This is a genomic window from Marinobacter salexigens (assembly GCF_018860765.1).
Classification (GTDB): domain Bacteria; phylum Pseudomonadota; class Gammaproteobacteria; order Pseudomonadales; family Oleiphilaceae; genus Marinobacter; species Marinobacter salexigens_A.
Genome location: NZ_JAHKPV010000001.1, coordinates 489,603 through 505,275, shown reverse-complemented (window position 1 = coordinate 505,275; position 15,673 = coordinate 489,603). Strand labels below are relative to the sequence as shown.

The window sequence follows — 15,673 nt, the reverse complement described above, 5'->3', positions numbered from 1 at the left end:
ACGAGCCTTCATGCCCCACCACCTGATGAATTTGCGTCACGTGCCAGATGACGAAGCCGACGAAATACGGGCGTTATTTGACGCCCACGACGTGCGCTTTTACGAGACGCCGCCAAGCCGTTGGGGTATCAGTATGGGTGGTTTTTGGGTGCACGACACAGACGAAGCGAACCGGGCGAAAGCCTTACTGCACGAATATCAGCGCCAGCGCATGGAAAGCCAACGTGAGGCTTATGAGGCTCGGCGACTGAGTGGCGAGAGCGGTGGTGTTTGGCAAATGCTTCGACACAAGCCTGTTCGCACTCTGGCTGCTTGCGTGGCCATATTGGTGATTATGGGGCTCAGTCTGCTGCCGTTTATCCGGATTTGACGGCGGGCTTCAGGTATGTCGCTTTAACCGGCTGTCCGCCAATCACGACGTTGTCCGCTATTCCGGACAATTCGGCTGTGCTAGCGCCTATAACTAGGTGATTCCGTGCAAATCCGAGTGAAATGGGTTCTAAGGTTGTCCGGAAATCTGGACAAGCGCCGACTTGGATAAAGGAAATCCCGAAAAAAACCAACAAAAACAGTAAGCTAAAATCATGGCATAGGATGCGCATAACAATGGTCTCGGGTCGCGGTCCCGGCCCGTTCTAAACAACAACAAAATAAGGAACGACCATGAAACGCATCATGATCTGTGCGCTGATCGGCGCTACAGGCCTTGGCCTCAGTGGCTGTAATGACAGCAATGGCAGCAGCAACGATAATCCGCCTGCCACAAACCCGATTCCCGGATTTATTCAGGGCGATATTCAGCATACCCAATACGATGGTGTGACAGATGACTTGTTAACCGCAGGTATGGGCGCCACGGGATTAGGCAGCCCTACTGCGCCGACATTCTCCGATGCCCTCAACCCCTCGCCTAGTGAGTTGCGCAGGCTTGCCATCTACAATAATTACCGTGCCTTAGTCGATACATCGGCTGGCGGAGGTTATGGCGAGTTCTTTGGCCCCAGCGTAGGCATTGGCACCGAAGGAATGATCCCGGGGCATGAATACATTGCCTTTATGGCAGTTCCGGGTAGCGACGTGCCCGTTACGGTTATGGCCCAGATACCTGACAGCTTTGATCAAAGTAGCCCCTGTATGATTACCGCGCCATCATCCGGTTCCAGAGGCGTTTACGGGGCGATTGGCACAGCTGGGGAATGGGGTTTGAAAAAAGGCTGCGCGGTGGTTTACACCGATAAAGGTAGCGGCACGGGTTCGCACAACCTTAAGAGCAACACCGCTCAGCGTATTGATGGCACTCTTACCACGGGAGATGAGCCAGTTCAGTTCCGCGCAGACCTGACCGATACGGAACGCGGAGATTTCAGTGCTTTGTGGCCCGATCGTTTGGCCTGGAAGCATGCGCACTCGAAAGCCAATCCGGAAGCGGATTGGGGGCAGCACGTGCTGCAATCAATTGAATTCGGGTTCTGGGCGCTCAATAAGCAGTTCGGCAGCGACAGCAATGCCATTACACCTCTGAACACGTTAGTTATCGCTTCCAGCGTTTCCAACGGTGGCGGCTCTTCCGTTCGCGCTGCAGAACAGGACATTAATGGGTTGATTGATGGCGTAGCCGTGTCCGAGCCCAACGTAAACCCGGTTATGGACACAAGTTTCACCATTGTTCAAGGTACCAGCACCGCGATATCTGAGCACAGCCGCAGCTTGCTCGAATACACCACTGCGCTTGCGGTATATCAGGGCTGTGCAAATCAGGCGCCAGTCATCCGCGATAACGCACCGCTGAACGCGCTCAACGCGGAGCAGGTGCGTGAGAATATCTGCAACTCCTTGTTTAACAAAGGCCTTGTAACGGGTGCTGACACTGACGCGCGTGCAACAGATGCTCAGAGAATCCTGAATCAAGACTTCGGCATCCAGCCCGAGCAGAATCTACTTGCGCCAGTGCATTTTGCCTCCAAAGTGGCTCAGAGCATTTCCATGACTTACGCCAATGCCTATGGCCGTGCGGGTGTGGAAGATCGGGTGTGCGGGCTCAGTTTTGCTGCAACAGACTCTGCTGGCACGGTGACGCCGTTTACCGATGCCGGGGAGGCAGCCGCCTTTGCAGTCAGTAACGGTATCCCACCCACTGCAGGCGTCGATATTATCTACGATGACGCTGAAGGCCAGCCCACGGCGCTTCCCGCAAGTGTGTCTCCAAGCAGTAGCCAGATCGATTACGGTCTGGACGCCTTATTGTGCCTGCACAGTTTGGCCTTGGGGCGTGATGCCATTACAGGAGATGCGTTGACGGGGGCTGATGCCACACTGGCTTCAGCAATCGCTGAAGGCATCGAAGACATCAGGGCAACCGGAAACCTCCGTGGCAAGCCTGCAGTGTTTGTGACGGGTCGAGCGGATGCCATTTTGCCCATCAACCATGCATCCCGGCCCTACTACGGGCTTAATCAGCGGGTTGAGGGTACTGCCAGCCAGCTTCGTTATTACGAAGTGCTCAACGCTCACCACCTCGACATCCTGAACCAGTTCGCAGGTATTGGTGACCGCTATGTGCCTTTGCATCATTACTATTTTCAAGCTCTGGATCTGGTCTGGGAGCGTTTGACCAACGGTACCGAACTGCCGCCAAGTCAGGTAGTCCGAACCACGCCGCGGGGGGATATCGCAACGCCTCTGGCCGAGAGCAACCTTCCTGAAATTGCAGCGCAACCGGCGGATGGAGATTTAATTCTCTTGGTTGATAGCGAGTTACGCATCCCGGAGTGACAGCCTTTTTGTGATCGCGCGCGCCCTCTCATTTGCTCACGCTGCTGAGAGGGCCATATACTTCCGACGGAACACCCGGCTTGCCGGGTGTCAGGGCTTTCAACATGAATGATATTGGACCCGGCGGTACGCGCTACATGACACAGTTGTTTGGTGAGAAAAATAAAAGCGGGCTGACTCGAGACCTTATCGAAGCACTCTTCCCGATGTTTGAGGAAGCTAGTGCCGGGGCGATCGCCGTTGACCGTGAGGCCCGTATCACCTGGCTGAACAACAGCTATTCGCAGTTACTGGGCCTGAAAGACCCGGCGAGTGCTATCGGCCGCCCGGTGCGTCAGGTGATTCCCGGGACCCGCATGCCCGAGGTGGTGGAAACCGGCAACCCCTTGTTGTTGGACATCATGGAGCATCAACAGCAACAGTTGGTGGTTACCCGGTTGCCCTTCTACGACGAAGATGGACAAATAGAAGGCGCTGTAGCGTTTGTACTCTACGATGATTTACAACCGCTAACGCCGCTGGTGAGCAAGTATCGGCGCTTGCATCAGGATCTCGCTGCGGCGCGCAAAGCGCTGGCTAAAAAGGAAAGAAGCACGCGATACAGCCTCGGGGATTTCGTTGGGGCTAGCCCCGGTGCCCTTGAAGTGAAGCGTCGCGCCCGCTTGGCGGCCGGTCGTGAGATGGCCGTGCTTTTACTGGGCGAAACCGGTACCGGTAAGGAGGTGCTGGCTCAGGCAATTCATGCTGTCTCCAGACGCGCAGCAAAGCCCTTTGTGGGCGTAAACGTGGCGGCCATTCCGGACAATCTTCTCGAAGCTGAGTTCTTCGGTGTCGCCCCAGGTGCTTTCACCGGTGCAGACCGCAAGCATCGCGAAGGCAAGTTCCAGCTCGCTAACGGCGGTACCTTGTTTCTGGATGAGGTTGGCGACATGCCCCTGCCGTTGCAGGCCAAACTTTTGCGGGCCTTGCAGGAAGGGGAGGTTGAACCACTTGGCTCCAACAAGGTTGCATCGGTGGATGTCCGCATTATCGCCGCAACCAGTCGCAACCTTGAAGCTATGATTGCCGACGGCACTTTCCGCTCAGACCTATACTACCGACTCAACGTTCTCGAAATTCCCATCCCCCCCTTGAGAGAGCGATTGGCAGACGTTGGCCTGCTCTGTGAAACGTTGCTCTGGGAGATTAGCGAAGGGCTGGACATGCGTGCGGAAATAACCGATGCCGGCGTTGCGGCTTTGGCCAGTTACGATTGGCCCGGTAACATCCGCGAGCTACGTAATGTGCTTGAGCGCGCCCTGACCATGAGTGAGGAAGGTGGCGTTCTAGATGCTGATGCCATGTTCAAGGTTTTGCCTCGAGGTGGGGTTCGCCCGGCCTTACGGGGTTCGTCGCGCCCCATCAGGCCATTAGCTGAAACCCTAGCCGAGGCGGAAGCTCAGGCGGTTGAAGAGGCGCTGGTTGCAAGCAGGGGGAACCGTACGAAAGCCGCCCGGCTCTTAGGCATTTCCCGGTCCGTGCTGTATGAGAAACTCGCGAAAATGTCCTGAATTCCGGACAGGTGTCTTGATATCTGTACAAGTACCTACGACTATCGAATTATATCGTCCGACTTTTAGGACACTTTACATCGTCAAAAGTTCTGGCTTTATATTATCTTATTGATTCATATAACAAAAAAAATATTGGCACAGTCTCTGCTGTTTCTTGGATGCAGGACGTCAGAACAACGCAGAAAACAAGACTGACGCTTTCGTAGGACTCAAAATACACAAATGTCTGTCTCGTTTCCTGCGATGTCTGACTACGCTCAGATCAGGCTCGTCAGGAAAACATCCTGCCAGCTAACTACAACAACAATGCTAGGAGACTCGCCAATGAAACTTCTCAAGGCCATCACCGGGATTGCCGGTGCGATTGCCCTGACAACAGGATCGGTATACGCAGACGATTTGCGTTGGAAAATGCCGGTTGCCTTTTCCACCAATCTCCCCGGTTTGGGTTCGCCAGCTGCCTGGGTTGCAGACAATCTTAATGCAGCTTCCGGCGGTAGCATTCAGGTTCGTGTTTACGAGCCCGGTAAGCTGGTTCCGGCGTTCGATATTCTCCAGTCTGTCTCCGATGGCAAGGTTTCTGCGGGTTACACCTGGATCGGTTACGACCAAGGCAAGGTTCCGGCGATTCCACTGTTTGCGGCTGTACCTTTTGGTATGAAGCCTTGGGCCTATACCGGCTGGTACTACTATGGTGGCGGCCATGAAATGCTGCAGGAAGTGTATGCCAACAAAGGCTTCGACGTACACGCGCAGCTTTGCGGCATAATCGGGCCCGAAACAGCTGGCTGGTACAAAGACAAAATTGACACTCTGGAAGACTACAAAGGCTTAAAGATTCGTTTCGCGGGTTTAGGTGGCAAGGTTCTGGAAAAACTGGGGGCTTCGGTCACCATGATGCCCGGGGGTGAGCTATTTCAGGCGCTGGAAAAAGGCACCATCGATGCAACCGAATTTTCCATGCCTGCCATTGACCAGATTCTCGGATTCAATCAGGTGGTCAAATACAATCTCTTCCCCGGTTGGCATCAGCAGTTCACTGCTCAGTACATGTTGATCAACAAGGACGAGTGGAACAGCGCAACCGACGCTCAAAAGGCGCTGGTTGACGCCTCTTGTACCGCCGCCACAACGCTGGCTCTGGCCGAGGGCGAGTACAAGAACGGTAAGGTGCTGGCTGGCTTTCAGGCCAAAGGTGTTAACGCTGACCAGATTCCCCGTGACGTTCTCCAGAAGCTAAAGTCGGTTACTGAAGAGGTATTGAAAGAAGAAGCCTCCAAAGATGCGGACTTCAAGCGTGTTTACGAGAGCCAGAACGAGTTCATGGAGACCTACAAGGTGTGGGATTCGCGTGCGTACGTACCGTCGGATCTCTAAGCCCCAGAGCTGACCGAGAGCACCGGAAGAAATTTCGGTGCTCTCGGACCAAGTCTGGATGGCCCTTCGGGGCCATCCTTGTTTCACAGCATAGGTTTTCTGAGCGGGGATTTATTCTATGACGGTGTCTGATAAAGACTCACCGCAAAACTCGCGGGCACCGGTGCCCGATGCCGGTGAATTCCTTCACCACCATACAGAGTTACCAACAACCCGTGTTAGCCAATGGGTCGATCGCGCGGTCGCAGCAATAGGCAAGGGTGCTTCTTGGCTCTGGGTGGTGCTAACTGGCGTAATCATCTGGGCGGTGGTTGGTCGCTATGCCTTTGGTCATGGATCAGTGACATTGGAAGAAGTCCAGTGGCATCTGGCTGGCATTGGCTGGCTTCTGGGACTGGCTTATACCCTAGTGGTTGATGATCACGTGAGGGTGGATGTGCTTCATGAACGCATGACGTTGAAGACTCAAGGCTGGGTTGAACTGTTCGGCCTGTTATTCCTGCTATTACCGTTTCTTGGGCTGGCGGTTTACGAGATGATCCCCTACGCATTCAGTTCCTGGCAGCAGGGCGAGACCAGTCAGGCGCCAGCCGGGCTTCCTTACCGCTGGGTTCTCAAGGGCGTTGTGGCACTATCTTTTATTCTTCTAGCGATTGCTGCGCTATCGCGCTTGCTAAAAGTTACCGCACTGCTTTTTGGTTTTCCGAAGCCCATCCCTGTCGATACTAGTAATAACAAGAAAGAGGATGTGTCCTGATGGAGCTTGAAACCTTATTTGTGATTGGCATGTTCCTAACGTTCGGGGCCTTGTTGATGACCGGTTTTCCGGTTGCCTGGGTGTTGGGTGGTACTGCCGTTATCTGGACGGTTATCGGTGTGGTGGCCGTTGAGAATTTTGGCGCCAATCTTTGGTTTGACTATGTATCATCCATGGGACTTATGCCCGAGCGGGTGTGGAAAGTCGTTAACAGTGAAACCTTGGTAGCGCTGCCCATGTTTATCTTCATGGGCATCATGCTCGACCAGTCTGGTGTTGCTGAGCGACTGATGAATAGCATGGTAAAGCTGTTTGGTGCTGTTCGTGGTGGCTATGCGGTAACGGTCATTATTATTGGCGTACTGCTGGCAGCGACCACCGGCATTATTGGTGCGTCCGTGGTGCTACTGGGCATGCTTTCCTTGCCCGTGATGATGGAAAACAAGTATGACAAAGGGTTTGCAGTGGGCACGGCCTGTGCCACAGGCACCCTTGGGATCCTGATTCCTCCTTCCATAATGTTGGTGCTGATGGCTGACCGACTGGCAGTTCCCGAAGCCTCCGTGGGTGACTTGTTCATGGGAGCCTTCCTGCCCGGTTTGCTATTGGGTGCCATGTACGTTGCCTATGCCATGATCCGCCCGCTGTTGCAGCCGCACATCGCGCCAGTGCCCGAGGGTACGGAGAAAGTATCCTGGAGTATTGTCTGGGACGTCGCCAAGGCAGTTTTGCCTACAGCTGCGCTGATTCTCGGTGTACTCGGTTCTATTTTTGCTGGCATAGCCACGCCCACGGAGGCGTCCGGTGTCGGCGCCTTGGGTGCTCTTTTGCTGGCTGTTATGGCACGGCGACTGAATACGAAGGTTCTCCGCTCATCAATACAGCAAACCACACGAACGTCTGCGTTTATCTTTGCTATTTTTCTTGGCGCAACGGCTTTCTCTGTGGTGTTGCGGGGGCTTGGTGGCGATGAAGTAATCAAAGATGCACTGTTGGGCCTACCATTCGGTCCCTACGGCGTGGTGTTGACCATTCTGTTCGCGGTGTTCCTGCTTGGTTTCTTCCTCGACTGGGTTGAAATTACACTGATTATTCTTCCGCTGGTGGCCCCGGTTGTCCAACATCTCGGATTTGACTTGGTGTGGTTTACCATCCTCTTTGCCATGTGCCTACAGACGTCGTTTTTGACGCCCCCGGTAGGCTTTGCTCTGTTTTACATCAAAGGTGTAGCGCCGCCAGAAATCACGGTGATCGACATCTATAAGGGCGTTATACCCTTCATCATTATTCAGCTGATCGCACTGGCCATTGTATTTTTGGTACCCGAGATCGCGACCTGGCTGCCCGGTGTGGCTTATGACTAAGGAGAGACAACGATGCGATTAGAAAACCAAATAGCCCTGATTACAGGAGCCGGGCGCGGTATCGGTCGTGCAATCGCAGAACACTATGGCCGCGAAGGCGCCCGTGTAGCTGTAGCCGACCTTACTCTGGAAAGCGCCCAAGAGACTGTAGATACCATAGAAAAAGCGGGCGGCACTGCCATGGCTCTGGCCATGGATGTGACCGATGAAGCCGCAGTCGATGCCGGTGTTGCCACCATTGTGGAAGCATGGGGCGGTTTGGACATCGCCGTGGCCAATGCAGGTATTCAGCATATAGATCCGGTACATAAACTGGCGTATGCGGACTGGCGCCGGGTCATCAACGTGCATCTTGATGGCGCCTTTCTGGTAACCCGTGCTGCGCTCAGACAGATGTACGCAAGTGGTGGAGGTACTATGCTGTATATGGGGTCTGTACATTCTCTGGAGGCCTCACCCCTGAAATCACCTTATGTGGCTGCAAAGCATGGCATGCTGGGTTTGTGCCGCGCGGTTGCTAAAGAAGGCGCGGAGCATGGCGTGCGCAGTAATATTATCTGCCCGGGCTTTGTAAGAACGCCGCTGGTAGACAAACAGATTCCGGAGCAGGCAAAAGAACTTGGTATTTCTGAAGAGGAAGTCATCAGCAAGGTTATGTTGAAGAACACGGTGGACGGCAAGTTCACTACCTTGGAAGATGTTTCCGAAATGGCCGTGCATCTTGCGGCCTTTCCTTCGGCCGCACTCACTGGCCAATCTTTCGTTGTCAGCCACGGCTGGCACATGCAGTAAGTAACAGGAGCGACGGATGAGCCTTACAGAACAATCGCCCGCAGTCTGGACTCCCTCCGAAGACGCGGTAGAGACAACCCAAATAGGCCGTTTCAAAACCTGGCTGGGCAATCAGGGTTATGGCCCTTTTGCGGATTATCACGCGTTGCACCAGTGGTCTGTTGAAGATCTCGAAACCTTCTGGGGGAAAGTATGGGATTACTGTGGCCTTATCTGTGAAACACCGGCCAATAAAGTGCTGGGTAAGCGGGACATGCCCGGCGCCGAGTGGTTCCCGGGTATGAAGTTGAACTTTGCCGCTAACCTGTTGCGATCGGCAGAGGGAGAACATGCCAGCAACGAAGCCGTCGTGGCTTACTGCGAAACGCGTCAGATTCTGCGCCGCACCTACAGTGAACTGAAAGCTGACGTAGGTGCCTTGGAGGCCTTCCTGCGCAGCAAAGGTATCGAAAAAGGCGACAGAGTCGCTGGTGTTGTTACCAACGGTTACGAAGCCCTCGTTGGCATGCTGGCAGCAACCAGCCTTGGTGCCATCTGGAGTTCTGCCTCGCCGGACTTTGGTATTGGTGCCATTCTTGACCGTTTTGGCCAGATTGAACCCTCGGCTTTGATCGTGGTAAACGGCTACGGCTATGGCGGCAAAACCTTCGCCCGCCAGAAGGATTTTGCAGAACTGGTTGCTGGACTGCCAACACTGAAATGCGTTGTCAGCGTTGAACAGCTCCCGGGCGAAACGGCAGTTCCCGGTGAGCTGGTGACCACCTGGGAAGAGGCCCTTGCCGCTGGCGCTGGGCAGGCGCCCTCATTCACGCCTGTCGATCCAGACCATCCGGTTTACATCTTGTATTCCTCCGGTACGACCGGCAAGCCCAAGTGCATCGTACACGGCACTGCAGGTCTGCTGATTAATCATGCCAAAGAACTCATGCTGCATGGCGACGTAGGCCCGGAAGACCGGTTCCTTTACTTCACCACCTGTGGTTGGATGATGTGGAACTGGCAAGCCTCTGCCCTGTTGACCGGCGCTGCCGTCATCACCGTAGATGGCTCACCCGGATATCCCAGCTTAAGCTCCTTGTGGGACACAGTAGCGGAAGAGCGTGTAACCCACTTCGGCACCAGCGCAAGATTCATTGCAGGCTGTCGCAAGGAAGAAATGGCCCCGGCCGAAACACTTGATCTAAGCAAACTGAGAGTCGTGTTCTCAACTGGCTCGCCTCTGCTTCCAGAAGACTACGATTGGGTATACAGCCAAGGCGCCCCCAAAGCCCTGCTCGGCTCCATCGCTGGCGGAACCGACATCTGTGGCTGCTTCGTAGGCTCCACCCCGCTGCTATCCGTGCGCCGTGGTGAAATCCAATGCCGGTTTTTAGGCGTTGATGCCGTAGCCTACGGCGACGATGGCAAACCCGTAGATCACGGCCGTGGCGAACTCGTGTGCCGCCAACCTCTGCCTTCCATGCCCGTTGCCTTCTGGGACGACGCCGATGGCGAACGTTACCGCGCCGCCTACTTCGACACCTTTCCCGGCGTATGGGCACATGGTGACTTTATAGAATTCACCGAACACGGCGGCGCCATCATCTACGGCCGCTCCGACGCCACCCTCAACCCCGGCGGTGTAAGAATCGGCACCGCTGAAATCTACCGTCAGGTAGAAACCGAAGCTGCCGTAAAAGACAGTCTTGTAGTAGGCCGCCAGATTGATGGTGATGTAGAAGTTGTTCTGTTCGTGGTGCCAGCAGATGGTCAGACACTCACCGACGAATTACTAAAGCAGCTAAAAACCCGAATCCGCCAGGGCGCCAGCCCAAGGCACGTTCCCAAACACATCGTTCAGGTGCCGGACATCCCCTACACCCGCAGCGGCAAAAAAGTCGAACTGGCCGTCGCCCGCCTAATCAACGGCTCCACCAAAGCGGACAACCGCGATGCACTGGGTAACCCGGAAGCTCTGGACCAGATTCGCGTGCGGCTTGCTGAGGAGAACTTGTTACCTCAAGATTAAGAGGGCGGGGCTCCTTGCGCCACATGGATGTGCCGCAAGGAGCGTGTTTTGGGAGACGTTAACCCCAGCGCGCTACTCCCGAGTTAATCGGCCAAATGTTAGAAAGTTTCGTAAAATTCCACCTTTTGGTCGCCCAGTTACCGATGATCAAGGGTTTTTAGTCCGTTCTTATACTAAGATCGTAACCAGAGATTACAAAAAAATGCTATCTTAGTAGGTCTATCAAAAGTTTAAAAATCAGTCATTGCATAGACCTACCGTTCACAAGACGGAAGATCCAGCCATGACCGTCCTGAACCCACCTATTAGCCTGAGGACGAAAATGACATCATCCAAAGCAAAGATTGTCTACACACTGACCGACGAAGCACCAGCCCTCGCTACCCGGTCACTTTTACCCATACTGGAAACCTACGCCAAGCCAGCTGGTATTGAATTTGAAACCAGCGACATCTCCCTTGCGGCGCGCATACTGGCTACCTTTCCGGATCACCTTGAGGAAAACCAGCGCGTACCCGACGCCCTGTCAGAGTTGGGCGAATACACCAAAGACCCTGATGCCAATATCATCAAGCTGCCAAACATCTCTGCCTCCATACCGCAGTTGCGCGCAGCGATTACAGAGCTGAACGATCAGGGTTACAAAGTTCCCGAGTACAAGGAAAATCCGCAAACCGACGAAGAAAAAGAGATCACAGCCCGCTACGCCAAAGTGCTTGGCAGTGCCGTGAATCCGGTTCTGCGAGAAGGCAACTCCGATCGTCGCGCACCCACTGCCGTGAAAGCGTTTGCCCGTAAATACCCCCACACCATGGGTGAGTGGAGCCCGGCTTCACGTACTCACGTGGCGCACATGCACGGGGGCGACTTCTACTCCAACGAGCAGTCCATCACCCTCGACAAGGCCACCAACGCCCGCATCGTGTTCGAGAGCAAAAAAGGCGAGCAGACGGTTCTCAAGTCTGACCTTCCTTTGTTGGATGGCGAAGTGCTCGACGGCATGTTCATGAGCAAGAAAGCACTGTGCCAGTTCTTCGAAGAAGCCATTGCTGATTGCGAAAAAACCGGCGTGATGTTCTCCCTGCACGTAAAAGCTACCATGATGAAAATCTCCCACCCGATCGTATTTGGTCATGCGGTGAAGATTTACTACAAAGAGCTTTTCGACCAGTACGGCGAACTGTTTGACGAAATCGGTGTAAATCCGAATAACGGCCTGTCCTCAGTACTGGAGAAAATCAAGCAGTTGCCCGAGTCGAAGCAGGAAGAAATTCAGGAAACCCTACACAAGACTTACGAGCACCGCCCGGAAATCGCCATGGTCGATTCCGTGAAAGGTGTCACCAACCTGCACGTACCCAGCGACGTGATTGTTGATGCCTCCATGCCCGCGATGATTCGTAACTCCGGCAAGATGTGGGCTCGCGATGGCAAGCTCAAGGACACCAAGGCGGTTATGCCTGAGTCCACCTACGCCACGATTTATCAGGAAATGATCAACTTCTGCAAAACCCACGGAGCTTTTGATCCCACCACCATGGGCACAGTGCCGAACGTGGGCCTGATGGCGCAGAAGGCAGAAGAATACGGCTCCCACGACAAGACCTTTGAGATCAAGGAAGACGGTATTGTGCGAGTGGTGGCCGAAGACGGCACAGTGCTGACCGAACACAACGTGGAAGAGGGTGATATTTGGCGTGCTTGCCAAACCAAAGACCTGCCAATCCGCGACTGGGTCAAGCTGGCCGTTAGCCGTGCCCGCGCCACCGGCATGCCAGCCGTGTTCTGGCTCGATGATGAACGCCCGCACGACGCCGAGCTGATCAAGAAGGTAAATACTTACCTGAAAGATCACGACACCGAAGGCCTGCATATCCGTATCGAGTCTCCTGTGCGGGCCATTCGCTGGACTATGGAGCGCCTGATTCGCGGCCTCGATACGATTTCTGTAACCGGCAACGTACTGCGTGACTACCTCACCGACCTGTTCCCGATTCTGGAGTTGGGTACCAGCGCCAAGATGTTGTCTATTGTGCCTCTGCTGAATGGTGGTGGCCTCTACGAAACCGGCGCTGGCGGTTCTGCACCCAAACACGTGCAGCAGTTGTTGCAGGAAGATCACCTACGCTGGGATTCTCTGGGTGAGTTTCTGGCCATTGCCGTATCACTGGATGAGTTGGGTGAGAAGCACGATAACAACCGTGCGCGCCTGCTGGGCCAGACGTTGGACAAGGCTACTGAGCGCCTGCTGGAAAACAACCAGTCGCCGTCACGGGTAACCGGTGAGCTGGACAACCGTGGCAGCCATTTCCACTTGGCGCGTTACTGGTCAGAAGAACTGGCTAATCAGGACAGCGACAAGGAGCTGAAAGAGTTCTTTACCAAAATGTCGAAGCAGCTGGAAGAAAACAAGGACAAGATTCTGGAAGAAATGAGCGTTATTCAGGGTCAGCCTGCGGATATCGGTGGTTATTACCACCCACCTGCAGAAAAGGTGCAGGCCGTAATGCAGCCGAGTGAAACCTTCAACCGGATTCTGAAGGATGCCCGCGCATCGGTGAAGTGATCCCAGAAGGCGTCGGGCATTACGCCTGAGCGCCCGAGATAAAAACCCGGAAAGCCCTCACTTGGCTCTCCGGGTTTTTTTATGATTGCTGCAGTGGTATCAGCTTTCCGTTGGTCAGTCTGGCCAAATCGTCAGGCGAGAGCTCTATCTCCAACCCGCGTCGGCCAGCGCTCACATAGATGGTTTCAAAGCCTTCAGCGGAGGCATCAATGAAGGTCTTTAAACGGTTCTTTTGGCCTAATGGGCTAACACCTCCCAATACATAGCCGGTGCGGCGCTGGACTTCTTGTGGGTCGGCCATGACCGCTTTTTTGCCGCCCGCGGCCTTCGCAATCAGCTTCATGCTTAGCATGCTTGTAACCGGAACCACGCCCACAGCCAAGGTTTTGCTATCCACAGCGACCACTAGCGTTTTGAAAACCCGTGCCGGATCAACCCCCATTTTTTCGGCGGCCTCGTTGCCATAGCCAGTGCTGGCGGGGTCGTGCTCATATTCATGAATAGTGTGGAAAACGCCAGCTTTACTCGCCGCATCGATACCGGGCGTCATAGTTTGCTCCTGAAATCGTTGGTTTTTCTAATGCTCAACAGTCTATGATAACTTCAGATTTGAACAGCCCTAAGAATGAATAAAAACTGTCACCAATATCAAGGCGTACCTGATGAATCCAATAGCTCGTCGTGCACTGCACAGTTGCAAGGTTCCCAAGGATTTATCCACTGTAACCCAGCGCGACATCGCGGGTGAAAACCCGGAAGCCGTGGGCTTAGACGCCCGCACAGTAGATACCATCTGGAAAAGCGTCGAAGCCTTATATCGCACCGGTGTCCACCCGGGCATCCAGATATCCGTGCGCCACAGGGGTGAACAAATACTGCACCGGGCTATTGGCCATGCCAGTGGAAATGGCCCCCACGAGCCAGTCGGCACTCCAAGAGTAGCCATGACCACCGACACCCCGGTTTGTTACTTCTCTGCGTCCAAAGCGGTTACCGCTTTGCTGATGCATATGCTGGTTGAGCAAGGGCTGGTGAATTTGATGGACCCTGTGTCCTATTATTGCCCGGAGTTTGCACAAAACGGCAAACGTACCATCACCGTGCATCAGATCCTGTCCCACAGGGGCGGCATTCCTTCCATTCCGAAAGACACACCCATCGAGGTGTTGTGGGATCAAGAGGAAATCTGGCGCCTGCTGTGTGAGTCCAGAGCCGTGGCGGTAGACGGTGCCAAGGTGGCCTACCATGCGATAACTGGCGGCTATGTTCTGCAGCGGGTGCTTGAAAAAGTCACCGGCGACACCATCGAAAATTACCTCGACAAGCATATCCGCCAACCCATGGGCATGAAGTGGTTTACCTACGGGATCGAGGCGGAGAGTCTGCATGAGTTGGCCACAAATTACGCGACCGGGCCAACGCCGCGTTTCCCGGTGTCGTGGATTGTAAACCGCGCACTTGGCGGCGACATATCAACCGTGGAGCAGGTAACCAATAACCCCCTGTTTCAGGAAGCGGTGATCCCCGCCGGTAATCTGTGCGGCACCGCTGAAGAGATGGGCCGATTCTTCCAGATGATGCTTAATGGCGGTATCTGGAACGGCAAGCGCATCTGCAATGAGATTACCGTTCGCCGGGCCATTCAGCAGTTCGGCTCCTTACAGATTGATCGCACCATGATGATACCTATGCGTTTCAGTGCCGGCATGATGCTGGGCGGTAACCCGGTTGGCTTGTGGGGACAAAGAAGCCGGTACGCTTTTGGCCATGTGGGGCTGATCAACAAGCTGTGCTGGGCCGATGCAGCGCGAGACATCTCGGTAAGCCTTATCAATACCGGCATCCCGATTGTGGGCCACCACATTCCTGCGCTGGGCAAGTTTGTATACACCATCGCCCGCCAATTCCCCCTGCGCCCGGAAAGCGAGCGCCCGGTGGTCGCCTTTTGAGGTGCTCCTCACAGGGTTCTGAGCTGATCCTCAAGAATACCGAGCACAGATGAAAGAATGTCGCGAAAGTCAGTCAGTGTCTGCGTGCGCTGAATGACTTCCTCGCGGCTTTCATCCAACTTTTCCAGTTTGGGCACAACCCGCCGAATGCCTTCAGTGATCACTTCATAAGGATAATGGTGGTCCTGAATGCTGAGCTTGTTTATCTCAGAGACCTCCTGACTAAAGATGCTAATAATGTCGTACAGCATATCTTTATGGGCAATGCTGGAGGCTTCCCAGTAGGCGTCGTCTAGTAATTCGAGCAGAGAAAGGTATTCTCTTAGGGTATTCGCAACGGATGTCTGGCTCATAAACAGTCCTGATCGCTATAAAAACAGTAACGGGAACTATAGCAGTGGACTCGTCAGGATTCTCGGATGTGGGGCCGTTGCGCGTAGAAGCAGATAGCGGTGATAAGAGTGAAGCTCTGTTCATTTTGTTGCACTTTGTCAGACAGTTGTGCAAACTACATTCTGATCAAGGAAAATCTGCA

At 54.3% G+C, this 15,673-nt stretch carries 12 protein-coding genes; 10 read left to right on the top strand and 2 right to left on the bottom strand.

Going from position 1 to position 15,673, the window contains the following annotated elements; all coding sequences use genetic code 11:
• Window positions 1-10 precede the first annotated feature (10 nt).
• The 9 genes from KO508_RS02325 to KO508_RS02285 all read left to right on the top strand — a co-directional run bounded on the left by KO508_RS02325 (window position 11) and on the right by KO508_RS02285 (window position 13,189).
• Window positions 11-370: a DUF6164 family protein gene (locus KO508_RS02325; RefSeq protein WP_216006723.1), complete on the top strand. Its 360-nt coding sequence runs from the start codon at window positions 11-13 to the stop codon at window positions 368-370.
• Window positions 371-663: 293 nt separating this feature from the next.
• Window positions 664-2,772: a D-(-)-3-hydroxybutyrate oligomer hydrolase gene (locus tag KO508_RS02320; RefSeq protein ID WP_216006722.1), complete on the top strand. Its 2,109-nt coding sequence runs from the start codon at window positions 664-666 to the stop codon at window positions 2,770-2,772.
• A gap of 137 nt (window positions 2,773-2,909) precedes the next feature.
• Complete coding sequence (locus KO508_RS02315; RefSeq protein WP_216007296.1) at window positions 2,910-4,322, top strand: sigma-54 interaction domain-containing protein; 1,413 nt, start codon at window positions 2,910-2,912, stop codon at window positions 4,320-4,322.
• A gap of 327 nt (window positions 4,323-4,649) precedes the next feature.
• Window positions 4,650-5,702 carry a TRAP transporter substrate-binding protein gene (locus tag KO508_RS02310; RefSeq protein WP_216006721.1) on the top strand — a complete coding sequence of 351 codons (1,053 nt, stop codon included), beginning with the start codon at window positions 4,650-4,652 and terminating at the stop codon, window positions 5,700-5,702.
• A 118-nt stretch (window positions 5,703-5,820) separates the two neighbouring features.
• The gene (locus KO508_RS02305) at window positions 5,821-6,459 is read left to right on the top strand and encodes a TRAP transporter small permease subunit (RefSeq protein WP_216006720.1); all 639 of its coding nucleotides are present in this window, start codon (window positions 5,821-5,823) and stop codon (window positions 6,457-6,459) included.
• Entirely contained in the window at window positions 6,459-7,823 is a 1,365-nt protein-coding gene (locus tag KO508_RS02300; protein ID WP_216006719.1) for a TRAP transporter large permease, read from the top strand. The genes KO508_RS02305 and KO508_RS02300 overlap by 1 nt, the downstream gene beginning before the upstream one ends.
• A 12-nt stretch (window positions 7,824-7,835) precedes the next feature.
• The gene (locus tag KO508_RS02295; protein ID WP_216006718.1) at window positions 7,836-8,615 is read left to right on the top strand and encodes a 3-hydroxybutyrate dehydrogenase; all 780 of its coding nucleotides are present in this window, start codon (window positions 7,836-7,838) and stop codon (window positions 8,613-8,615) included.
• 16 nt (window positions 8,616-8,631) lie between these two features.
• Window positions 8,632-10,623 carry an acetoacetate--CoA ligase gene (locus KO508_RS02290; protein ID WP_216006717.1) on the top strand — a complete coding sequence of 664 codons (1,992 nt, stop codon included), beginning with the start codon at window positions 8,632-8,634 and terminating at the stop codon, window positions 10,621-10,623.
• 322 nt (window positions 10,624-10,945) lie between these two features.
• A complete protein-coding gene (locus KO508_RS02285) occupies window positions 10,946-13,189 on the top strand; it encodes an NADP-dependent isocitrate dehydrogenase (RefSeq protein WP_216006716.1) in 2,244 nt (747 codons plus the stop codon).
• Between the two features lie 79 nt (window positions 13,190-13,268).
• Here KO508_RS02285 and ybaK read toward each other — a convergent pair whose 3' ends face one another.
• Entirely contained in the window at window positions 13,269-13,739 is a 471-nt protein-coding gene (ybaK, locus tag KO508_RS02280; protein ID WP_216006715.1) for a Cys-tRNA(Pro) deacylase, read from the bottom strand.
• 112 nt (window positions 13,740-13,851) lie between these two features.
• Between ybaK and KO508_RS02275 the strand changes: the two genes are divergently transcribed.
• A complete protein-coding gene (locus KO508_RS02275; RefSeq protein ID WP_216006714.1) occupies window positions 13,852-15,138 on the top strand; it encodes a serine hydrolase domain-containing protein in 1,287 nt (428 codons plus the stop codon).
• 8 nt (window positions 15,139-15,146) lie between these two features.
• Here KO508_RS02275 and KO508_RS02270 read toward each other — a convergent pair whose 3' ends face one another.
• Entirely contained in the window at window positions 15,147-15,491 is a 345-nt protein-coding gene (locus tag KO508_RS02270) for a hypothetical protein (protein ID WP_216006713.1), read from the bottom strand.
• Between the last annotated feature and the right edge of the window lie 182 nt (window positions 15,492-15,673).